The organism is Bdellovibrio sp. (assembly GCF_036384735.1).
In the GTDB taxonomy this organism is placed as follows: domain Bacteria; phylum Bdellovibrionota; class Bdellovibrionia; order Bdellovibrionales; family Bdellovibrionaceae; genus Bdellovibrio.
The window spans coordinates 75,897-98,065 of the sequence record NZ_DASVLT010000010.1 but is presented as its reverse complement, the minus strand read 5'-3'; the positions used below and the strand labels follow the sequence as shown (position 1 = coordinate 98,065).

General features: G+C 45.1%; 24 protein-coding genes. 15 read left to right on the top strand and 9 right to left on the bottom strand.

The annotated features are described in order from the left end of the window. Positions 1-65 precede the first annotated feature (65 nt). Positions 66-1,628, bottom strand: coding sequence for a S8 family serine peptidase (locus tag VF412_RS03100; protein ID WP_331337739.1), 1,563 nt, complete (start codon positions 1,626-1,628; stop codon positions 66-68). 217 nt (positions 1,629-1,845) lie between these two features. Here VF412_RS03100 and VF412_RS03095 point away from each other — a divergent pair, with 217 nt between their 5' ends. From VF412_RS03095 to VF412_RS03085, 3 genes are all read left to right on the top strand, one after another. Then, positions 1,846-2,637, top strand: coding sequence for an undecaprenyl-diphosphate phosphatase (locus VF412_RS03095; protein ID WP_331337738.1), 792 nt, complete (start codon positions 1,846-1,848; stop codon positions 2,635-2,637). A 15-nt stretch (positions 2,638-2,652) separates the two neighbouring features. After that, the gene (locus tag VF412_RS03090; protein ID WP_331337737.1) at positions 2,653-3,774 is read left to right on the top strand and encodes a mechanosensitive ion channel family protein; all 1,122 of its coding nucleotides are present in this window, start codon (positions 2,653-2,655) and stop codon (positions 3,772-3,774) included. 168 nt (positions 3,775-3,942) lie between these two features. Then, complete coding sequence (locus VF412_RS03085) at positions 3,943-5,202, top strand: trypsin-like peptidase domain-containing protein (protein ID WP_331337736.1); 1,260 nt, start codon at positions 3,943-3,945, stop codon at positions 5,200-5,202. A 66-nt stretch (positions 5,203-5,268) separates the two neighbouring features. Here VF412_RS03085 and VF412_RS03080 read toward each other — a convergent pair whose 3' ends face one another. The 4 genes from VF412_RS03080 to VF412_RS03065 are packed head-to-tail and all read right to left on the bottom strand — an operon-like array spanning position 5,269 to position 9,373. Next, on the bottom strand, positions 5,269-6,390 hold the full coding sequence (locus VF412_RS03080; protein ID WP_331337735.1) for a hybrid sensor histidine kinase/response regulator: 1,122 nt from the start codon (positions 6,388-6,390) through the stop codon (positions 5,269-5,271). Beyond that, positions 6,387-6,845, bottom strand: coding sequence for a response regulator (locus VF412_RS03075; protein WP_331337734.1), 459 nt, complete (start codon positions 6,843-6,845; stop codon positions 6,387-6,389). Before VF412_RS03075 ends, VF412_RS03080 begins: the two co-directional genes overlap by 4 nt. Continuing rightward, positions 6,842-7,984 carry a PAS domain-containing sensor histidine kinase gene (locus VF412_RS03070; protein ID WP_331337733.1) on the bottom strand — a complete coding sequence of 381 codons (1,143 nt, stop codon included), beginning with the start codon at positions 7,982-7,984 and terminating at the stop codon, positions 6,842-6,844. Before VF412_RS03070 ends, VF412_RS03075 begins: the two co-directional genes overlap by 4 nt. Positions 7,985-7,987: 3 nt before the next feature. Then, positions 7,988-9,373, bottom strand: a complete 1,386-nt coding sequence (locus tag VF412_RS03065) for a sigma-54 dependent transcriptional regulator (protein WP_331337732.1) — start codon at positions 9,371-9,373, stop codon at positions 7,988-7,990. Positions 9,374-9,742: 369 nt separating this feature from the next. On the opposite strand from VF412_RS03065, the gene VF412_RS03060 reads away from it, so the two are divergent. Beyond that, entirely contained in the window at positions 9,743-10,564 is an 822-nt protein-coding gene (locus VF412_RS03060) for a universal stress protein (protein WP_331337731.1), read from the top strand. Positions 10,565-10,628: 64 nt separating this feature from the next. Here VF412_RS03060 and VF412_RS03055 read toward each other — a convergent pair whose 3' ends face one another. Both VF412_RS03055 and VF412_RS03050 read right to left on the bottom strand, forming a co-directional pair. Next, the gene (locus tag VF412_RS03055) at positions 10,629-11,093 is read right to left on the bottom strand and encodes a CBS domain-containing protein (RefSeq protein WP_331337730.1); all 465 of its coding nucleotides are present in this window, start codon (positions 11,091-11,093) and stop codon (positions 10,629-10,631) included. 10 nt (positions 11,094-11,103) lie between these two features. Then, entirely contained in the window at positions 11,104-11,511 is a 408-nt protein-coding gene (locus tag VF412_RS03050; protein ID WP_331337729.1) for a CBS domain-containing protein, read from the bottom strand. Between the two features lie 253 nt (positions 11,512-11,764). Between VF412_RS03050 and VF412_RS03045 the strand changes: the two genes are divergently transcribed. The 4 genes from VF412_RS03045 to VF412_RS03030 all read left to right on the top strand — a co-directional run bounded on the left by VF412_RS03045 (position 11,765) and on the right by VF412_RS03030 (position 14,422). Then, positions 11,765-12,154 (top strand): hypothetical protein, encoded by a 390-nt coding sequence (locus tag VF412_RS03045; RefSeq protein WP_331337728.1) that lies wholly within the window; start codon positions 11,765-11,767, stop codon positions 12,152-12,154. Positions 12,155-12,210: 56 nt separating this feature from the next. After that, positions 12,211-13,572 (top strand): hypothetical protein, encoded by a 1,362-nt coding sequence (locus tag VF412_RS03040; RefSeq protein ID WP_331337727.1) that lies wholly within the window; start codon positions 12,211-12,213, stop codon positions 13,570-13,572. After that, positions 13,569-13,943 (top strand): hypothetical protein, encoded by a 375-nt coding sequence (locus VF412_RS03035; protein ID WP_331337726.1) that lies wholly within the window; start codon positions 13,569-13,571, stop codon positions 13,941-13,943. The genes VF412_RS03040 and VF412_RS03035 overlap by 4 nt, the downstream gene beginning before the upstream one ends. Before the next feature lie 143 nt (positions 13,944-14,086). Continuing rightward, positions 14,087-14,422, top strand: coding sequence for a hypothetical protein (locus VF412_RS03030; RefSeq protein ID WP_331337725.1), 336 nt, complete (start codon positions 14,087-14,089; stop codon positions 14,420-14,422). An 87-nt stretch (positions 14,423-14,509) separates the two neighbouring features. Here VF412_RS03030 and VF412_RS03025 read toward each other — a convergent pair whose 3' ends face one another. Next, the gene (locus VF412_RS03025; RefSeq protein WP_331337724.1) at positions 14,510-15,757 is read right to left on the bottom strand and encodes a hypothetical protein; all 1,248 of its coding nucleotides are present in this window, start codon (positions 15,755-15,757) and stop codon (positions 14,510-14,512) included. A gap of 317 nt (positions 15,758-16,074) precedes the next feature. Here VF412_RS03025 and VF412_RS03020 point away from each other — a divergent pair, with 317 nt between their 5' ends. The 3 genes from VF412_RS03020 (at position 16,075) to rdgB (ending at position 18,265) form a co-directional block, all read left to right on the top strand. After that, positions 16,075-16,857 (top strand): N-acetylmuramoyl-L-alanine amidase, encoded by a 783-nt coding sequence (locus VF412_RS03020; protein WP_331337723.1) that lies wholly within the window; start codon positions 16,075-16,077, stop codon positions 16,855-16,857. A 68-nt stretch (positions 16,858-16,925) separates the two neighbouring features. Continuing rightward, the gene (rph, locus tag VF412_RS03015) at positions 16,926-17,657 is read left to right on the top strand and encodes a ribonuclease PH (RefSeq protein ID WP_331337722.1); all 732 of its coding nucleotides are present in this window, start codon (positions 16,926-16,928) and stop codon (positions 17,655-17,657) included. 8 nt (positions 17,658-17,665) lie between these two features. Beyond that, on the top strand, positions 17,666-18,265 hold the full coding sequence (gene rdgB, locus VF412_RS03010) for an RdgB/HAM1 family non-canonical purine NTP pyrophosphatase (protein ID WP_331337721.1): 600 nt from the start codon (positions 17,666-17,668) through the stop codon (positions 18,263-18,265). Here the strand turns inward: rdgB and VF412_RS03005 are convergent. Beyond that, positions 18,262-18,420 (bottom strand): hypothetical protein, encoded by a 159-nt coding sequence (locus tag VF412_RS03005; RefSeq protein ID WP_331337720.1) that lies wholly within the window; start codon positions 18,418-18,420, stop codon positions 18,262-18,264. The two genes, rdgB and VF412_RS03005, sit on opposite strands and share 4 nt — an antisense overlap. 265 nt (positions 18,421-18,685) lie before the next feature. On the opposite strand from VF412_RS03005, the gene VF412_RS03000 reads away from it, so the two are divergent. The 4 genes from VF412_RS03000 to ychF all read left to right on the top strand — a co-directional run bounded on the left by VF412_RS03000 (position 18,686) and on the right by ychF (position 22,138). Continuing rightward, positions 18,686-19,630: a ribose-phosphate pyrophosphokinase gene (locus VF412_RS03000; protein ID WP_331337719.1), complete on the top strand. Its 945-nt coding sequence runs from the start codon at positions 18,686-18,688 to the stop codon at positions 19,628-19,630. Positions 19,631-19,694: 64 nt separating this feature from the next. After that, positions 19,695-20,345 (top strand): 50S ribosomal protein L25, encoded by a 651-nt coding sequence (locus VF412_RS02995; protein WP_331337718.1) that lies wholly within the window; start codon positions 19,695-19,697, stop codon positions 20,343-20,345. 95 nt (positions 20,346-20,440) lie between these two features. Then, entirely contained in the window at positions 20,441-21,004 is a 564-nt protein-coding gene (pth, locus tag VF412_RS02990; protein WP_331337717.1) for an aminoacyl-tRNA hydrolase, read from the top strand. Positions 21,005-21,037: 33 nt separating this feature from the next. After that, positions 21,038-22,138 (top strand): redox-regulated ATPase YchF, encoded by a 1,101-nt coding sequence (gene ychF, locus VF412_RS02985; RefSeq protein WP_331337716.1) that lies wholly within the window; start codon positions 21,038-21,040, stop codon positions 22,136-22,138. The last annotated feature ends 31 nt before the right edge of the window (positions 22,139-22,169 follow it).

Below are 22,169 nucleotides of genomic sequence, written 5' to 3'. Positions count from 1 at the left end.
AAGAACAAATAAAAAAGAGGGTTCATCCTAAACCCTCTTTTTTTAGGTGGTCTTTTCTTTTTGAACTACTGTTTGCAGAATGGAAGATCCGGTTTGATCTGACAGATAATCTGACACATGGAAGGGTCCCCAATTGGACACGATCCATCACCTGGTGGTTGCCCAGGATTACCAGGGTTTCCTGGGTCGCCACCGGGAGGTTGCTGACCTCCTCCACCGTTGTTTGCAGAGCCCACGTTGATATCCAATGTGCTTGCCGTTTTGCCATCAGCACCTGTGACTGTGATCGTCGTTTTTCCAGAAGTCCCCGCAGTGACAACGCCACTATCTGAAACGGTGGCAGCGGATGAGTTGCTGCTGGCATATTTAAATGGCGACTTGCCGTTTAGAACGGACAAATTAAGTGTGCTTTGTGGAGCAATCGTTGCAGCCGCAGGAACCACAATCATTTTTTTCGAAAGAACTGCGTCCACGGCACTATAGGCATCCACTCGACAGTTACACGCTGTTTGAATAGATACTTTTGCACCTGTGGTCTGCAGGATCGCGCGAATCTGTGCCCCCGTCAAAGAACTGTCCTGAGATTTTAAAAGCGCCACTAAACCTGACACCAATGGAGTCGCCATAGAAGTTCCCGAAAGTTCGCCGTATTTATTGCTCGGCAAAGTGCTGATAATTCCATCTCCTGGAGACGCCAGATGAACCATCGCCGTTCCATAGTTTGACCAATAAGGTTTCGAATCACTTTGATCCGAGGCCGCCACTGTGATTGCATTCGGCAACCCGTTATTGGCTGGATAAACTTCCGTCGTGTCATTGTTTTTACCATCGTTCGCCGCGGCTGCGACAAAAATAATACCTTTATCATCAGCTCTTTTCACGGCTTCCAGCAAAGGCTGTGCTGTGGCTTTAGGAACCGTTGCTCCCCAAGAGGCAGAAATGACCTGTACACCTTTTTCAATGGCATAATCGATAGCTTTAATGCCATCGTTAAGGTCTCCCGATCCGTTTTCATCTAAGAAACGCAAAGGCATGATCGAAATATTCGGAGCAATGCCGATTGTTCCGCCGTCGATCAAACCGGTCGCGCCAATAATCCCCGAACAGTGCGTTCCATGTCCTGGATTTTGATAGCTTGTTTTATCCATCGGATCGCTATTGTTATCCTTAAAGTTATACCCGGGAATCATATTCGGAGCCAAAGACTCATGACGGTAGTCAGCTCCTGTATCAATCACTGCCACAACAACGCTCTTCGAGCCTTTATTGCCCGCGCGCTGCCAAGCTTTCTCTGCTTGAACCTTTGTAATGGCCCACTGAGTTTTCAACGCGGCCACGCTCACTGGTGCCGAGAAGGCTCTAAGCTTAAAGTTTGGAACGACATATTCAACTCCAGCTTGAGAGAGCAAGGCCACCAAAGTCTGTGGTTCTTGGTTTTTGGGAATATTCACCTTCACCAAAGATGCAACAGGATTGTGATCCATCACTTGCAAACTCAGGGATTTGCTTGCCCCCATATTGTTAATGAAATTCAGACCGTTTGTATTCTTATACTTCACTAAGTACTCACCTGCGAATGCCTGTGAGCCTATGAGTAAGGCTGCAAATATTAATGTCCTTTTCATCATAAAACCCCTCCGTGGTAAGAATGAGGATATTCGTTTCGTCGCAGTGGCTGCACCGTCATTTACAAAATGGATTTTATTTAATTGACGCCTGCCATCGAAAGTTGAACACACTACAGAACTTTTCAAGAATGAAGGCGCAAACTTCGACAAAGTCGAAGTAAAGAAACCGCAGTCGAGCGAATGATTTTCGACATCAGAAAAAAAGAGGCAACAGCAAATGAGTTATCTACACTCGATCATCCTGGGCATCATCGAAGGCATCACAGAATTCCTTCCTATTTCATCAACAGGTCACATGGTTGCCGCAAGCGCATTCATGGGGATCGCTGAAAATGACTTCACAAAAGCATTTGAAGTCATCATTCAATTTGGAGCGATTCTTTCTGTTTTGGTTTTGTATTGGAAACGCTTCCTTCCAAGCTGGCCTTTCTACAAAAAACTTTTCGTCGCCTTCTTGCCAACAGCCATCATTGGTTTCTTGCTCAGACATGTCGTAGATCAACTTTTGGAAAGCGTGCAAGTCGTCGCATGGTCACTGATCCTGGGTGGCATCGTGCTGGTTTGGTCAGATAAAATTTTTGCTCATTTGACCGCAGTCGGCCGTAAAACCGGAGATTTAACATACAAAGACTGTGTCAAACTTGGTTTGTTCCAATCTATCGCGATGATTCCAGGGGTCTCTCGTTCGGGAGCAACGATCATGGGTGGTTTAAGCTTAGGAATGCAGAAAAAAGAAGCCGCAGAGTTTTCATTCTTCTTAGCCGTTCCAACAATGGCTGCTGCAACTTTATATAAACTTTTAGGCATCTATAAAACAATTCAACATGATCAAATCGGCATCTTGGCCTGTGGAACTTTTGTTTCTTTCGTTGTCGCGATGATTGCCATTCGTTTCTTTATGGGTATCGTAACTCGTTATGGATTCCGTGGTTTTGGTTATTACCGTATTTTGCTTGGCGTGATTATTTTGGTTTTGTTGTACACGGGCCACTCGATGACAGCGGGCTAGTTTAAGGATTATTTAGTGGAAAAGTTTTTATTTGAAGAGTCCCATTTCTTTTCTCAAGAGTTCACAGCTCTTCTAAGGCATTCCGTTTTCATTATGCCGAATTGGAAGTGGATCATTCTTTTGATCGCGATCGTTCTGGGCGTGATTCTGCGCCCGGCTTTTCAATTCATTATCAAGGAAATCAAATCTCACAATCCGTGGATCAAGAGATTCCCCAATAGCTTCACCGCTTACTTTTTCCGCCTAGAGGTTGAACGTCCCCTGGCTTGGATTGTAGTGGCGTTGTGCTGGTTTGCTGTGGATGATGCGATCGAGCTAACTGGCAAGTTTGAGCTTTACTATGAGCATGTTCTGAAAGCCTTCCTGGCTATTCACGTAATCCGCCTGGTTTATCATGCTGTCGATGCTTTATCTTATGTCCTAGCGAATATCGCGGCGAAAACTGAATCGACAATGGATGATCAGCTTGTTCCGTTCGCGAGCAAAATTTTGAAAGTCCTTGTCGTTGTCCTGGGTGTCCTGATTGTTCTACAAAGTTTTGGTCTGAACGTAATGTCGCTTCTTGCGGGTCTTGGTCTGGGCGGTTTGGCGTTGGCCTTGGCAGCACAAGACACAGCGGCCAACTTGTTCGGCTCGGTCACAATCCTCATCGATAATCCATGCAAAATTGGCGATTGGGTGAAAGTGAAAGATGTGGAAGGAACTGTCGAAGAAATTGGCTTTCGTTCAACACGCATTAGAACCTTCTATAACTCTGTGATCACAATTCCCAACGCAACCATGGCGAAAGAAACCATCGACAACATGGGTGTGCGCCCTGCTCGTCGCATTCGCCAAGTCTTGGGCTTGGTTTATGAAACTTCACCGGAATTGATTGAAGAATTTTGCTCTCGCGTGCGTTATCATATTTTGCAAGACGAGAAGGTCGTCAAAGACACTGTCGTTGTGAGCTTTAATAACTTTAACGCTTCCACTTTGGATGTTCTGGTGAACTTCCACCTGCAAGTGTACACCGGCCTCGAAGAGCTTGAACATCAACAGCGCCTTTTCCTAGATATCTTAAAAATAGCTGCCGAAATGAAAGTCGACTTCGCATATCCAACATCGACAGTGTATTATCGCGGGGCCCAAGGCTAGCTTTAAAACCGCACGGGCCTTGCTTTTCGCCTTCTTAGGGAACAGGCCCGTTCTCATATTTTCAGTTTGTCAGAATACAAAGCTGGAAGATTAAATCTTACTTTTTCGCAAAAAACCAGACGGCCAGAAGTCTTTAAGGGATGCCGGAACACAGTCATACTGAGATTCATGACAAAAAAGACAATCACAGCCGCATTGATCCTTTTCGCCGCACTCCCGAGTTGGAGTAAATCAAAAACCTCTTCGACGGCTTCAATTTCTGAAGAAGCCACTCACTACAAAGTCATTTGCGAAAATGCAGACGACTGTCATCCTGCTGTTGCAGGTTTACTTGCTGATGATAGTAGTGTTTGTACTTCTGTTCTTGTAAAAGATGACGTGATGGCGACAAACCTTCACTGCTTGCCTGAAGATCTTCGCAAAGAAGGCGCTTTGTGCAAAGGTCGTATCAGCTTCACATTCCCTGAAAGCAAGGGACATCCTGAAGAGATCGCAGAGTGCGATCACGTACTTTCTGTATCAAGTGCTTTAAAGGACACTCCCCTGACACCTGACTATGCTTTCTTAAGATTAAAGCATAAGACTTTGCGTACCCCGGTAGTGATTAACAATCAAGGTGTCGCAAATAATGAAAAGCTGACAATCTATAAAGTTGATCCCCACGAAGATGTGGGCCTTCTTCGCAAGGTGACTTGCTCGGCCGCCCAGAAATCAATGTTGAACCCACTATTCCTGACACCACAGAGTTCCGTCATCAGTCTTGTTCCTTGCGATATCGTCTCTGGAAATTCAGGATCTCCGATTTTCTCGTCAGCAAATGAGGTGAAGGCTCTTGTAAACTCTAAAGGTTTGCCTGCGGATATGCCGATCAGTGTGGATCGCTTTGATGTGGCTTTTGCTTCGAACTTCTCTTGCTTAAATATTCCTTCGCTAGGTCTTGTCAATAAAAACAAGGGCTGTCTTGATAGCCAAGATCGCGCGTCTATCCGCAACGCTTCCGGTATTCTTGTGAAAGACTCTGTCCATCCGTTAATGACAAGCTTAACTAAAAATGTCACTGAGCAATTTAAACTCATTCACGATCAAACTCGCAATATCTTGAAATGGGAAACAGATCAAAAAGATATCCCTTACAATGGTGACGACAAATCCGAAATCGCAAAGGTCGGTTTTAAACCGAAATGCATCTCGGCCTCTCGAGAAAACATGCGCAAGATGCAAGAAGAGATCATGAAAGTAAAATACTCTGAATGGGGTGTGCAGCTAGCCCTTGATTCTGCGGGTCGCCCCAATCCACAGCTGGCTTCCACTGAGGTCTCTGGCACTTTAAGCTTCTCGAAAGAAGATCTTAAGAAAACCGAAGTCGCAATCAAATTAGGATCGACCTACTATAGCGTTCCGTTCTGTTCAGAAATTGCTGCGAAATAAAAATTCATGAATCTCGCCAATTCTTCACCGGTGTTTCAACCAAAAACACCGGTACCTCTGCTGATCTTACGAGAACTTCGGCAACAGCACCCTAAAAGTGGCACCATCTCCTAATCGGCTTTGAACGGAAATACTTCCTCCCCAAGAACTGACGATACGATAAGAAGTCGCCAAGCCTAGGCCTGTTCCCTGCCCCACGTCTTTCGTGGTAAAAAACGGCCTAAAAAGATGACGTTGATTTTCTTCGGAAATGCCAGTTCCCGTATCACTAATGACAATCTCAATCTGATCGTTCATTTCCGCAACGGAAAGGGTCACCTCGTGATTCTTAATACTTCCCGACTGACGGGCTTCTTCAATGGCATGCATCGCATTGATCAAAATATTTAGAAGAACTTGCCCCAAGGGGCCTGCCTCGGCTTTAACTTGCAAGTTGGAATGGATCTTTTTATTGAGGGAAATACTCTTTCGACCGAACTCGTGCTCTAAAAGATTCAGCACATCCTGCAAAACACCATCCATATTTACGGCTGCAATGAAATCAGATTTTTGTTCTCGAGCCAAATGCAGAAGGGAATTCACGAGCTTCGTGATTCTATCAATCTGAGAGACAATCACAGTCATATCTTTCTTTAAATTCTCGTTTTCCGCCGCTTTTTTTTCCGCCAATTCGGCGCGACTGCGAATGATTCCCAGTGGTGTTCCAATTTCATGAGCTAAGCTTGAAGCAAGCAGCCCCAACGAAGCCAATCGATCCTGTTGTAAGATCTGAGCCTTGCCATTCTGAATCTCGATAAGATCTAACGATCTTTTGATGGAATATCGGATAGATCGCTCTAATAAAGGACAATTAAGTTGGTCTTTGACAAGATAGTCTGCGGCTCCGAACTGCATGGCTTTAACATCCAATTCGAAGTCCCCTGATCCCGTCAGAAGAATCACCGGGCACGAGAAGGCATTGTTCTTGATCTCGCTTAACAGATCCAAACCTGTTTTTTCCCCAAGCCTGTAATCCAAAAGACAGGCATCGAAAGTGCGTTCTTTCAAAGCCTTCAAACCACTCGAATAGGATGATTCCCAAGTCACCTTATAAGATGACGAGTGGACGTCACTAAGAAGATCTCTGATATGCACATAATCGTCTTCATCGTCGTCAATGAGCAGAATCTGATATTCTCTAAATTTCATCGTTGAGCCTTCTTGGCGTCAGGGAGCTCTACGATCTCGAACCAATAACGGCCCAGATCACGCATAACCTGAACTAAAGATTCAAATCCGACAGGCTTTGTGATGAAGGAGTTTGCTCCTAAATTATAAGAGCGAATGATGTCCTCTTCCGCTTGCGATGTCGTCAAAACAATGACCGGAATTTTTTGCAATTCTGGATGATTCTTGAGTTCCTTGAGAACTTCTCGTCCATCCATCTTCGGCATATTCAGGTCCAGAAGAATCAAGCCGGGCAAAGGAAATTCATTTTTGTCATCAGCACCACTTCTTTTTAAGAAACTAAGAAGCTCTTCACCGTCATGAACAAAATGGATTTCATTGACCAAGCGACTTTCTTCCAAAGCTTCGCGGATCATTTCACAGTCGTCGAGATCATCATCGGCTATTAAGATAGGAACTGAATTTCTGACTTTCATGGCTGTACTCCTGTTTCATGACGTAAAGGCAATTTCACTATAAAAGCAGCTCCCTGGCCTAAACTGGATTCTGCTGTAATCAAACCGCCATGACGCTCTACGATTTTACGGCAGACGGCAAGCCCAATTCCAGTGCCTTCGTACTCATGGCGTCCATGCAGACGTTGGAAAATTGTGAAAATACGATCTAGATATTTTTCGTCGAATCCAATTCCATTATCTTTCACGCGAATTTCGCAACAAGGTTCTCTCTCTGAGCGGTTCGACTTAATCTCTGCCGTGACTTCCACAACGGGAGCCATACCAGGCTTATGAAATTTCAGGCCGTTGCTGATCAGATTTTGAAAGAGCTGGCGCAACTGCGTGGCATCTGCATCCAAGGAAGGTAAATCATGAAATAACACTTTCCCGTGAGATTGCTCAATACGAACCTCAAGATCGGAACAGACTTGTTTCAAAATTTGTTCAAGAGAAACGCATGTGAAGGGTTTGGCTTTGGTAGTAACCCTTGAGTAGGTCAATAGATCATTGATAAGTGTTTGCATGCGCTTAGCCGAAACTTGAACTCGGTCCAGATAATCCTGAGCCTCTAGCGGCATTGTGTCCTTCGCTTTGACTCGAGCTCGGTCCGCGAATGATTGAATCTTACGCAACGGTTCTTGCAAATCATGAGCTGCCACCGATGCGAAATCTTGAAGCTCTTGGTTGCTGACCTCAAGTTTTTTTGCATAGATTTGCAATTGTTCTTCGGCCACTTTCCTTTCAGTGATTTCATAGCGAACGGCTACATACTGCACAGGTTGCCCCTCATCATCCAGGAAGGGAACGATCGTCGTATGAACCCAATAGCATTGACCGTCTTTTGCGCGATTGCGAATTTCGCCTTCCCAGTTTTTCCCCGCGCGAATTGTATCCCACATATCACTGAAGAACTCTTTAGGGTGGTATTGAGAATTGATCAAAGCGTGAGTCTTACCTATAAGTTCACTTTCGGAATACTTAGAAATAGCACAAAATTTTTTATTCACATACGTAATCACGCCCTGAGCATCCGTCACAGCGACAATGGCCGCTTCGTCAATAGCCGACAGCAAGCGGGAGAAATCCAATTGCGGCAGTCCTTTGTTTACTTTATTCATATTCTAATCCTCCAAAGGCTCTGGAGTTTCCGCAGAGACCATTCCATAAAGGCGTTCTTTTCTGTAAAGAGTTCGTCGACTGACGCCGAGAATTCGCGCGGCCTCTTCTTTTTTGTGTTCAACCTCGCCCATCACAAGCTTGATATAACGCTCTTCCAATTTTTCCAAAGTAGGACGGTCTGCTTGCAACTGTTCGATATTGGATTGAGCTTCTTCTAAAGCACTTCCTAAAATCACATATTTTTCTATCAGCGTTCCAGCACTCAAGACAATGGCCCGCTCAATGACATTTTCTAATTCACGCACGTTGCCTGGCCAAGGATGGGCCATTAAAAGTCCCATGGCCTCAGGAGTGACTCCGATCACTTTTGAATTATTGCGTGCGGCGAATTTCTTAATAAAGAATTCAACTAGAAGAGGAATGTCTTCCGGTCTTTCCCGCAGTGGAGGCACACGAATTGGTACTACATTCAAGCGATAGAAAAGGTCTTCTCTAAATTTTCCGTCCTTCGCTAAAATCTTCAGGTCACGATGACTGGCGGCGACGATACGCACATCCACGTCTTTCAAGTGATTACCGCCCACTGGACGAATTTGCCGATCCTGCAGAACACGAAGAAGTTTGGCTTGAAGTTGTAAACTCATATCGCCAATCTCATCAAGAAATAGAGTACCGCCGTGAGCTTCTTCGAACAGACCTTTTTTATCGGTAACTGCTCCCGTAAAAGATCCTTTAACGTGCCCGAACAGCTCACTCTCAAGAAGATGTTCTGGCAAGGCCGTGCAGTTAATAGGAACGAATGATTTATTTTTTCTTGGACCCGCATTATGCAAAGCTCTTGCAACAAGTTCTTTTCCAGAGCCGCTTTCCCCAGAAATCAAGACGTTGGCTGTCGCGCCTGAAACGATCTTGATCAGCTCGAAGACAGAAGAAATAGCAGGGCTTTTGCCAATGATAGAATCAAGAGTAAAACTTTTATTAAGTTCTTTTTTTAGAAAAGTGTTTTCCTGTTTTAGACAGACCTTTTCCCCCGCCCTTTTGACTTGAAGACTGAGTTCCTCATTCTTGAAAGGTTTCACGATATAATGATAAGCACCGGCTTTCATGGCCTCGATGGCCGTCTCAATAGAGCCAAAGGCCGTCATCATAATCGAAACCACGGAAGGATAGTCCGTATGGACTTTCCGCAAAAACATCAAGCCATCAATATCTTTCATACGATGATCTGTGATCAATATCTGCGGCAAATCCGTTTTAAATTTGACCAGAGCTTCGGCCGCAGATTGATATTGCGCAACCTGATACCCTTCTTCCGAAAGTAAATCACTGACCACGCGGCCCATTTCAAGATCATCATCTACCACTGCAATTTTCAATCGTCCTACCATAAGTTCCTCGAGCTGAATTTAGTTTTGCAGTTCAACTCTTATGCCATCGCCCCCTTCGGGGAATCACCTTCGGATGCGGTGTTAAACTGTCATTTTTCTTAGGCTTTTCAATTCGTCTTTTTATGTGTCGAAACTTCATCTGCGACGATATGACATCTTGTCCATCGAAAAATTCTAATTAAGACAAATTGTCCCAAATAATCTTAAACTAGTCACCTTACATGATTTGGAGCTTTGGCAAGACTCTTGCCTTACCCCCTTCAGATCCATCTTACGCGGAGGAGAGACCAACAACGTCCCTCTTTCACAAGATAAATCCACCGCAGGGGTGGAGAAAATTTTTATCACTTTGCACAGAAAGGACTCACCGTGAAAAACCCCATTGAAACTCTTGTCGTTGCCGTCGACTTTTCAAACTACTCGCGAACCGTTGCCCACGAAGCTAAACAGCTTTCTGACAGTCTGCATTTACCGCTTACATACGTGTTCGCCCTAGAAGACCTAGTCGCTTCGGATATATCAGCGGCCGAGCTCAACGACATCAGAAAGACTTACGAAGCCAAAGTTCGTTCAGAATATAATTTAAGCAGAGCACAACGTATTGTGATTCGCTTTGGTCCGGCAGCTAGAGAAATTATCGCGGCCGCACGGCATGAAATAAATCCTTTAATTATCGTCGGCTATCACGGTGCTCATCCCTTCGCACGTTTCTTCATGGGCAGTGTCACTGAGGCTCTTGTCAAAGAAAGTCCTTTCCCATTATGGATACACCGCGGAGAGAAAGCCTCGCTTCCTAAAAAAATCCTGATCCCCTCAGACCTCGAGCAGCATTCAGAAACGGCTTTGGAAAAAGCCCAGTTTTTGACGGACGCCTGGAATTCAGAACTAGAAGTCTATCATGTGTTTCAAGATTTCTATCCGGCTTATGACAGTGAATCATGGCTGCTAGCTGACGACATCATGAAATCCTGGGACGACGAAAAATTCGAAAGCTTTAAAAAAGCTCATCCAACGCTGAAAGTCCACCGCACTCGAGGCACCATCACACAATGTATTCGCGACTATTCAAAAAATTTCGACCTCATTGCTCTCGCCGGTCACGATAAGAATGAAGATTTTCTCTTACCTTTGAACGCATTAACCGCTCAGATGCTTCACGAAGGAAATAAACCCATCTTATTGGTCCCTTGATAAAAAAAATGCCGTCATGATCTTGTCATGACGGCATTTTAGGAGCTGAAACGAAAATTAAGTTTTAAATTCCAGCTTGGGCTGTCATATCGACAGCTTTTTGTATTACTGGATTTACCATGAGCTCACTCAAAACCCATTTTGGACTTGGTTCATCCTTTAACATTTTTGCAAGTAGCAACAAAAGATCTTCGCTGGTGATAATTCCCGCCACGCTAGATCCGTCAGTGATTAAAAACGCTGACATCTTGTTGTCTATCATAGCTTGAGCCACATTACGCAGTGGAGTATTCACATCATAACAACGTACAGGAGTGCTCATCAACTCCCCTACAGAAGTATGTAAAGAAGGTGCACGCAAAAGATCGCGATCCGATAAAATTCCGACAACAGAATCCCCATTTACATTGGTCACTGGCAAATGACGAATCCATTCGGAAAGCATCAACCTTTGCGCCTCAGAAACGAGAGCGCTTTCTTTAATTGTAATCAGTGAATGAGTCATGTTTTCTTTAAGTGTTGGTTTCATAGGAACTCTCCTAATGTTTAAGACGAGTTTCTAGCAACTCGCGCATTGCATCCAAAGCATCGACCCACGTAAAGATTCCGACCAACTTATGATTGTCTGTAACAAGAACGGAACCATATTTATGTGCGGCCATCTCAGAGCATACTTCTGACAAAGAAGCTTTTGGGGAAACAGTATAGGGCTCTTCAGTAAAGGCTTCACGAACTGCGACTTTCTCAGGGTTCACATCCTTAAAGCTTTCTACTAGCTTGATGTCTCTGTCTGACAGAATTCCAACAAGACGTCCTCCTTCTAGCACTGGAAGATGACGCACTTGTAGTTCGTTCATCACTTTCTCTGCTTTAGCCAGAGATATGTCCGCGCTAATCGTGCGTGGAGTTGTCGTCATATATTTTTCGATAGTAGGAATAGCCTTCATGTTGTCTCCTTTTTTTGAATTCGTTATTTCGATAAGAAGCAACAACAGTGCCATGGGTTTAATTACATTAGAGGATCTCATGCGGGACAAGTTGTCTCGAACCTATGACAAAAAATCACACTCACTCTCAGTAAATTGAAAAACCGGCCTGCATGACATGGTGCTCATGCATTTCAAGTCGATGGCACCAACCTTGCTCAGCACTGGAAGACAAGTAGTAAAACAACAACGCTCACTCATAAAAGGAGTCCCCATGAAACATCAAACAATTTTAGCCATCATTTTAGTATTCTTCAGTGTTAACGTCTTCGCAGATTCATCGCTTCCGGAAAAAGAAGTACAAATCGGTTTAAGCGGCGCCTATGTTCCCGGAGGATTCGATTCCGCTTCAGATGTATATGTCATTGTAAACGGCATATTTCAAAATGGCTGCTACAAATGGAAAAGAGCCGATGTGGAAAATAAAGATGCCTTCAATCACTCTATTAAATCTATCGCCTCTGTCAGTCAGGGTATGTGCATCATGGTGCTAATGCCTTTTCAAAAAGAAGTGCACCTAGGAAAACTTGCTTCCGGTAAGCACACACTTCGCTTTGAAAATGGCGACGGCACTTATTTTGAAAAATCCATGACTATTGAATAAAAAATTCCCGGGACAAGTTCTCCCTCTTGTCCCGGGTTTTTAAATTTGGATCTTCCATGAAAACAATTTCTGTCGTCCTTTCATTTCTATTGTTGGCTTCCTGTCAGAAAAACAAAGGATTGCAAACTCTTGAGTGGCGCTCAGGCGACTCTCTTCGGATGGTGGAGCCTCTTACTAAGATCGAAACGTCCCCTCCCGTTGTCGTTTCCTCTTTGTCGGAGTCCGTTAAAATGCAAGAACAGACAATTGCTCATGTGAAGGTCGAAGGTAGTTATATTAAATACCTTTGCGATCGCCACGGTCGAAGTCTTGCCGTGCGTGCCGCATTCAATCAGAAAGATGAAGAGCACCTCTATACTTTGGCTCAGAATCTTTCTAAGGGCGAGGAAGTCTTCCGAAAACATCTCCCCCTCGCCTTGCCTTTCTTTCGAACCCATCCACCCATTGAAATCACGCCACTTCTTATGCATCACCGAGGATACTTCGAACCGGTTTGGAAGGTCGTCTATCTTGATCGCTACGGCGCGCCCTGGGAAGTTCGCTTCGGTGAACATATGCAAATTCGCTCTGTCAACCGCGTGGGCTCTAGATTCCATGATGCCGTGGCTTACGTTTTTCCAAAAGGACCAAGGGTTAGCGTCCTTCAAGAAGTCACACTTAAAGATCTTTCCACCACGGACCTTCTCTCGAATGACCACGTCAGTGTGACGTCTCAAGCGGATACAAAAATTTCCAGTGTTGACGAGCCTTTAAAATTTTCAGTTCAAGACAGCAGATTCGATCAGCTTCAAGTTTTCTATTTCCTCAACGAATCATTGAGTTGGTTTGAACACAAAGTTCAGTTCAAATTGCCATTTCAGTTGCAAGCAGAGGTGGCCATTGGGAGCCCTGAAAAAACAAATTCAGCCTTCTACTATCAGGGAAAAATTCGTCTAGGTACCGGAGATGGTGAAACTTATTCGCGGATTCCCCAAGATCCGTCCATTGTCATTCACGAAAGCGTCCATGCGGTCGTTGAAGCTCTGGCTCGTTTGCCCTATGACGGGGAAGGCGGCTCTTTGAATGAGGCTTTCGCGGATTTTTTCGCGGCCCTGCAACTGGACACTCCTAATATGGGGGAAGTTGCATACTTAAAAGGCCCCTTTCGCCGTTCTCTCGTGAATGATTTGAAATTATCAGATAAAAATGGGGGTCTCTATCATGATTCCGGAATTATCAGTGGGACCCTTTGGGATTTAAAAACTCGCTTCGGCCAGGTACCAGCCCAAAAAATCGCGCTCATGACCTTGAATCGTCTGACTCCGGCCAGCGACTTTGCAGACTTCAATAATCAGTTGAAAAGTGTTTTGCCCATGGTCTTTTCTAATGATGACCTAAAAACAGCTCAGACACTTTTGCACCAAAGAGGTTTCCAATGATTCCACAGGCCCTTATCGGAACCTGGATTTTTACTAGCATGATATATCATGGTCAGATTTTGCCTCCGGCGAATCCAGCATTAAAAATTTCGCTACAGATCGAGACCACGGCAACAGACACAATGTCTTATCATCATGACGGCGAAACTTCATTCTGTGAACGTCAAGCTCGCTATTCTTATCAACAGGGATTGTTATCGCAGGAAGTAATTTGGGTGAATCCAAACAATGCCGAGTGGTGCTCTCAAGATACAGACATGCAATTGGGAAATCACAGCGTTACGCCTGCCTGGATTGAAAATCAACAACTGCATCTGCGTTTTCAACTAGGTGATGACGAAGTCATTTACGTTTGGGACCTTGCCCACTAGTAGACTTAAGACTTTTCGTCAGAACTCTAGAACGTCCTCAGACAGAATGTCCTTCTTCCTGCTCTCAAACTTATCTCAACTCATTACCAATCTCGGCATCCTCTTTGCTAACTAAAAAATGCATCTTACTAAGGAGATTCAAAATGAAAATGCTACTTTTATCCTCTCTTATTTTTTGGGCCAGCTTTCACGCAGAAGCATATGAAATGAAAGAAGGTCTTATGGGATATATGACCCGTCCTGACGGAATCGAAATTCAAGTGCAATCTGGTGGCTGCACACGCAAAGAAGATTTCAAAATTACGACGGAAGACTTCCAGGCGTTTAAAGAACTAACCCTCTATCGCACGCGTCCAGATGAGTGTCTGGCTTTTGTTCCTTGGGGAACAGTTCTTTTCTTTTCACATCAAGAGTTGGGCTTAAAATCGGGTGAAAATTTCCATTTCGCAAATACCATTCGCATCTCTAACGTTTGGTAGCAAATGAAGATGATCTGAAATATAAAAGCCTCACCCTTAATACGGGTGAGGCTTTTATTGGTATTATTCACCATACTTGAACTATCTCTATTTCTTTTTCTTCTTTTTCGATGTCGTTGTTGGAGCGGCATCATCAGAAGATCCAGTGCTAGTTGCTACTTTGCCTTCAGCACGGATCTTAGCAGCCTCAAGCTTTGACTTTTCTGCTTCGGCATCCGCTTTCACTGTTTCCATTTTGATTTTCATTTCTTCGGCCGTATTTTTAGCAGCGTCGAGTTCTTTTTCTAACTTTTCGCGTTCTGTTTTTGCTTTGTCAGCTTCATTTTTCAAACGCTTCATTTCAGACTCAGATTTGGCGGCGTCAGCTTCCGCTTCGGCAATTCCCTTTTTCGCTTTAGCGATATCAAGAGCCGCTTGCGCCTGTTCTTTCTTCAAAGTGTTTTGGTTGCTTGCAAGTTCTTGTTTCGCCTTCGCAGCGGCTTGACGAGCCTTTTCCTCTTGTGCTTTTAGATCACTTGCCTTTTTTCTTTCATCATCGGCCTGAGCCAATGCTGATTTTGCGGAACTCTGTGATTCTTTCAGCTCAGATTCAAGCTTTTGCGTTGCGGCCACAGCTTGCTCTGCTTGAGCTTTCAGACGAGCCATCTCTGCTTCAGCTTTGGACTTATCAGATTGGGCCCGAGCAATTTCTTGTTTTGCTTTCGCATCACGAGCTCTTGATTCCGCCACGGCTTTTTGAGTTAAAAGTTTTTGCTTGCCAAGATTTTGTTCAGCCTTTTGCGCTTCAAGCTTTGCGTCTTCAGCTTCTTTCGTTGCTTTCTGCCCCGCCTCGGCAGCTGCTTGCGCTTCTTTTTCAAGATCCTTCGCTTGGCTTCTGAGCTCGTCAGCTTTCTTTTCGGCTTGTTTGCGACGGTCTTGCGCTTCGTTACGCACTTGCGTGGCTTTTTGAGTTTTCTCTTGAGCGGCCCTGATACGCGCTGAAGCTGCGGCTTGTTCTTTTTCCGCATTCTTTTGCTGTTGTTCGTGCTCTGTGGTTTCTGCTTTTAACTTCGCAGACTCACGCTCTGATTCGGCTTGTTCTTTTTTAGCGTCGCTTTCCATTGAACGAGCTTTATTAATTGAAGATTGAGCTTCGGCGCGAGCTTTATCACGACGTTTACGGTCGTCTTCGGCGCGACGTTTCGCCTCTGCGGCTTCGGCTTTTGCACCTTCCGCGTCGGCAGTGGCTTCTTCTGCTTCGATTGATTTTGAGTCAGCTTGTGCAAAGGCTCTTTGTGAAACGCCGGTGCAAGTCAGTGCTGCCAAAAGAAGAATACCAAGTGGTTTGAACTGCATGAATGTCTCCTATCGCTGTTAACAGGCAATAGGATATCGGCATTTTAGGCAAAAAAAAAGACGACCAGGATTGGGGGGAGGGTCCTGGCCGCCATGGGGGGGTTGCCTTCCTATAAAGCAACCGGGGTGCCAAGACTAATCTTTCGTCAGATTAGTTTAAATTCACAAAGAAGGCTCAACCTCTGTCGAGGATTTGGACAGAAAACGACAATTGTCGGAAGCATTCCGATACACAATCCTTGTTTAGTTCCTAGTTCGACATTCTTTTTAGGAAGCTGGACTCGACAGAGGGGGCTGCAAATTTTTACTCTAAAAGTATGAAACTTCTCAATCTAAGACAGTTCACTCTCGCAGTTGTTCTAACGGCTGCGGCAAGGCCCTCATACGGCGCCTTTCAGATCGTCTTAGACCCAGGCCATGGAGGCACAGATCATGGCGCTGTTCACAGCAATATCAAAGAGGCTGAATTAGTTTTGAAAGTCGCCAGCAAATTAAAAGTTTTGCTTGAGAAGAATCCAGATATTCAAGTTTTAATGACCCGTGTTCAAGATCGAAATATCGCGCTCCCCGACCGCGTGAAATTCGCCGAAAGTCATAAGGCCGATTTATTTGTCAGCATTCACGCCAACGCCGCCTCTGATGAGCGCGCAAAAGGTGTGGAGTTTTTCTTTCAAAACAATCTGCCACCAGATGAAGAAAGCTTATTCCTTGCAAGCCAGGAAAATCAGGCCGTCATTGCCGCAAATAAAGAAGCTCATGATGACGAACTTTCTAAAAAAGGCGACGTGGCCGCAATCATTGAAGACTTGCATCGTCAAAATCGCATGATGTCGAGCTTACGTCTGACTCAGACACTCACCCACACTTGGGAAAACGACGCACTGGCTTCTCAGGCAACTATCAAACAAGCGCCTTTCTATGTGATCTCGAAGACATCTATGCCCGCTGTATTGATTGAAGTAGGATTCCTCACAAATCCCCGTGAAGCGAAGCGACTTCTCAGCGCGGACTATCAAAATGATCTTGCTCAAAAAATCTACAACGCTCTCGTCTCATACAAAGAAAAGGTAGACAACTCCGAAGCCAAGACCTTAAATTAAGCTGGCTTACACTACAGCTTCGCCGAAGTGCTAGTGTCGTTTTTATTCAGCTTTTCGTAGGAGACTTCATGCGCGCAGATGGCCGTCGTTTTGACCAACTCAGAGATATTAAAATCACACCCAACGTTTCTGAATATGCAGAAGGTTCTGTCATGGTGGAGTTCGGCAAAACAAGAGTTCTTTGCACGGCCACGTATGAACCGAAAGCTCCGCAATGGTTGTTGGGCACAGGTGCGGGTTGGGTGACCGCAGAATACGGCATGCTTCCAAGGTCAACGCACACTCGTAATAAACGCGAGAAATCAATGAACAGCGGTCGCACTCAAGAGATCTCTCGTTTGATCGGTCGTTCACTTCGTGCTGCTGTTGATTTGAAACAACTGGGCGAAAAACAAATTATCATCGACTGTGACGTCATTAATGCCGACGGCGGGACAAGAACCGCCTCTGTGACTGGTGGCTATGTTGCCTTGGCATTGGCTCTTAAAAAATTGCATGCGGTAAGCGAAATCAAATCACTTCCTTTGATCAATTATGTTTCTGCGATCAGCGTCGGTCTTCATGAGGGAAACATCTTTCTTGATTTGAACTACGACGAAGATTCTGCAATTGGCACGGACATGAACTTTGTTATGACTGACAAAGGTTCATTCGTTGAGGTGCAAGGCACGGCAGAGCACACTCCATTCACTCGCGATCAATTGTTCAAGATGATGGAAGTAGCCGACAAAGGTTGCCGCGAACTTTTCATTCATCAAGCGGCGATCATGGGCGAAATCTATCGAATTGCTGGCAAATAGAGGTTATCGTGGAACTTTGGATTGCGACAGGTAATAAAGGTAAATTGTCAGAGTACCGTCTTCTTTTGAACGAGATCGTGGATCTTAAAGTTCATCACCAAGGCGAGATCGCTTCCTTCACTCCGCGCCCTGAAGACGGAAAAACTTTTTTGGACAATGCTCGTATCAAAGCAAAAACTTTGCGCGCGGTTAAAAACGACGTATGGGTTTTAGGTGAAGATGCGGGTCTTGAAGTAGAAGGTCTTAACAACCTGCCTGGTATTCATTCAGCTCGCTATGCTGGCCCGAAAGCTTCTGACAGCGAGAATGTAGCAAAGCTTTTGAAGATGATGACTTTAAAGCCGATGCAAAATCGCAATGCCCAGTTCGTATGCACCACTATTGTGTACACTCCCTCTGGTGAAGAGTGGGTTTTCACAGGGCAAATGAAAGGCAAGATCGCATCTAAACCAGCCGGTCTTCACGGATTCGGTTACGATCCTGTGTTCATTCCGGATGGACAAACACAAACCTTGGCTGAGCTGGGCGATGGATTTAAAACACAGCACTCACATCGCGCCCAAGCCTTGAAAGCGTTTCTAGAAAAGTGGCGCTCAACCCAAGCTTAGGGTTTAGTTTTCTTTTCTGAAAAATAGCCGGTTTTTGAGCCGGCTTTCAATGCCTTGATCATTTTCATATCGTCGGAAGAGCCTCTTTGATCGACGTTGCCTGACGTAGTTGACTTAGTCTCGTTTTCTTTTCGACATGTCGCTGTTTTTGCCATAACAACTCCCTGCTAGAACACCTTTAGTTTACCTCGGCCAGAGCGTTTTAGAGCTCGAAAAGTCTTTGCATCTAAACACGAACCCTTTTGGGGACCGGCCCCCGGGCCAGTCAAATAAGATTACTTGCCCTTCCTAGAGGCATTTTTTTGAAAATCGGTAAAAAAAGGCTTCTCACAGAGCGCCTTTTTTATTTAGAAACTTTACAGGCCTAGAGGGCTTTGTTACTTTCCTGCAAACGCACTTACGACTCTGGAGACTACGAGTATGAAGGGCCTAAAAATCTTTACCGCCAATGCCAATCCCACACTTGCCAAAAAGGTTGCGGAAGCAGCCGGAGTGGAGCTCGGTTACTGTGAAGTGAGCAGTTTCGCCGACGGGGAAATTCAAGTTGAAATTCATGAAAGCGTTCGTGGACAGCACGTCTTTGTTGTACAAAGCACTTGCCCTCCCGTGAACCAAAACTACATGGAGCTGTTCGTGATGCTCGATGCTTTGAGAAGAGCCTCTGCGGCTTCGATCACAGCGGTCATCCCGTACTACGGTTATGCTCGTCAGGACCGTAAGGTGGCTCCTCGCGCCCCTATTTCTGCTAAATTGATGGCCGATCTTTTAACGACGGCGGGTGCGAACCGAGTGGTCTGCGTGGATCTTCACGCGGCCCAAATCCAAGGATTTTTCAATGTTCCGGTGGATCACTTGTTTGCGATCCCTACTTTGGCTCGCGCATGGCGTGAGAACTATGGCCACGGCAACGATTTTGTCGCAGTGAGTCCAGACGCGGGTGGCGTCGAAAGAACCCGCGCCTTTGCAAAACGCATTGAGTCCTCTATGGCTATTATCGATAAACGCCGTTCTGGCCCTAATGAGGCGAAAGCGCTTCACTTGATCGGTGATGTCGCAGGCAAAATCGCTGTGATCGTGGATGACATGATCGATACGGCGGGAACCCTTACACAAGCAGTTGACAGCCTTTACAAGAATGGGGCAAAACAAGTGTTCGCCGTTGCAACGCATCCCGTTTTATCGGGTCCTGCTATCAATCGTTTGAAAGAAAGCCGTATTGAAAAAGTATGGGTGACTGACACGATTCCGTTATCGGAAGCTGCGAAAAATTGCGGAAAAATCGAAGTGGTGTCCGTAGCCCCCGTTTTGGCTGAGGCGATGAGACGTATCCACGGAAATGATTCTGTCAGTTCGTTATTTGATTAATTTAAGTCGCTCCCCGCAAGGGAGATTTTTAATAACCTTTCTATTGGACTAGAAGGAAATATATATGAAAAACAGAATCGATCTTTCTGTAGAACCTCGTCAAGCTGGCAAAGGCAACAGCCGTGAACTTCGCTCGAACCGTCAAGTTCCTGCAGTTATCTACGGAGCTATCTCACCTATCAGCGTAACTGTTGGTGAAAAAGAAATCGTTAAGTACAACACTCGCGCTTACGAAAATGCTCTTTTCAACTTGAAATCTACTGATAAAAACGCAAACGGTATCGTTGTACTTGTTAAGCAAGTTGACGTTCACCCTCTTTCTCGTCGCCCAGTACACGTAGATTTCTACGCTTTGGATCTTAAGAAACCAGTTCGCGTATGGGTTGAAGTACGTCTTGAAGGTAAACCAATCGGTCTTTCTGAAGGCGGTATGTTGAACGTAGTGAACCGTCAAGTTGAGATCGAAGTTCTTCCAACTGAGATCCCTGAGTTCTTCACTGCAGACGTTTCTAACTTGGGCCTAGGTGATGCTCTTCACGTTTCTGACTTGAAAGTATCTGGCTCAACAAAAATCATCTCTGGCGCTGAATTGACTCTTGCAGTTGTTAGCGAACAAGAAGAAGAAGTTGTTGCAACTCCAGCACCGGCTGCTGCCGCTGCTCCAGCTGCTGCTGCGGCTCCTGCTGCTGCAAAAGCACCAGCTGCGAAGAAGTAATTCTTACTTCATTAACGAAGCACATTTTCAAAGGCAGCTCACTCGAGCTGCCTTTGTTGTTTGATAGGTCAGCATAACAAACTTACGAGGCATCTATGTGGTTGATCGTTGGTCTTGGAAATCCTGGAAGCGAGTATAAGTTCACTCGTCACAATATTGGCTTTATGGCCATTGATTATCTAATTCAAGGTCTTGGCAATCCGACAATTCAAAACAAGTTCAAAGCGGAAATCGCACAAACAACCTGGCATGGACATCAGATCATACTGTGCAAGCCACAAACGTACATGAATCTATCAGGTGAATCTGTTCAACCTTTGATGGGATTTTATAAAATCCCTCTCGATCATTTAATTGTTATTCATGACGACATCGATCAGCCTTTCAACCAAATGAAAATCCATAAAAACCGCGGCCATGGCGGGCACAATGGAATCAAAAGTATCTCGGGTTTGATGGGAAGTGCCGACTACGCTCGCTTAAAACTCGGCGTAGGTCGTCCTGACAATCCAAACTATTCTGTGGCAGACTATGTTCTAGGCAAATTTACGAAGGAAGAAGCACAAGTTCTTCCCGATTTTTTAAATAAAGGCTGCGACGCCATCGAAGCCATCTTGCTTGATGGAATTCAAAAAGCTTCGACAAAATTCAACACTTAAGCTACAGTCGCTGCATTCAAAGGATAGAAAAATATGGCTTTACAGGTTGGTATCGTTGGTCTTCCAAATGTTGGTAAAAGTACGCTCTTCAATGCGTTGACTTCTGCAAAGGCAGAAGCTGCCAACTACCCTTTCTGTACAATTGATCCAAACGTGGGCGTTGTGACAGTTCCAGATCCTCGTATGGATAAAATCACTACTTTCATTAAGCCTCAAAAAGTGATTCCAACAACGATGGAATTTGTGGATATCGCAGGCATTGTAAAAGGCGCTTCTCAAGGTGAAGGTCTTGGTAACCAATTCCTTTCTCACATCCGCCAAACAGACGCGATCGTTCATGTGGTTCGTTGTTTTGACGATCCAAATATCGTGCACGTGGCGGGATCTGTCGACCCGCTTCGCGACATCGAAATCATCAACACCGAGCTTTTGCTTGCGGACCTGGATTCCGTTGAGAAACGTCTTCAGCGTATCGAAAAACAAGCGAAGAACTCCACTGACAAAAAATTGAAAATGGAAGTGGAAGTAGCAAAAAAAGTCCAAGAAGCCTTGGGTAAAGGTCTTCCGGCGCGCTCAGTGGCTTTGGATGAGTTTGAAGCTCCAATCTTGAAAGAGTTCCATTTGTTGACGGCTAAACCAGTTCTTTACGCGATGAACGTGTCCGACACAGATTTCGCGGCTGGCGGCAACGATTGGACAAAAGCAGTTATCGCTCGCGCCGCTGAAGAGAACAACAAAACGATCATGATCTGCTCTGCCATGGAGGCAGAGATTGCCGTTCTTCCGCCAGAAGATCGCGCTGATTTCTTAGCGGCCCTTGGCGCTGAAGAACCAGGTTTGAATCGCTTGATCCGTGAAGCTTACGCTTTGCTGGGTCTACAAACTTATTTCACGGCGGGCGAAAAAGAAGTTCGTGCATGGACAATTCGTGCAAACACGAAAGCTCCACAAGCCGCGGGTGTGATCCACACGGATTTTGAAAAAGGTTTTATCAGAGCAGAAACTTACCACTGCGAAGATTTGTTTACTTACAAATCTGAACAAGCAGTAAAAGACGCCGGTAAATACCGTGTCGAAGGTAAAGAGTATGTTGTCAAAGATGGCGATATCCTCTTCTTCCGTTTCAATGTTTAGTTTATAGTTCTAAAGGCCGTGAAAAGCGGCC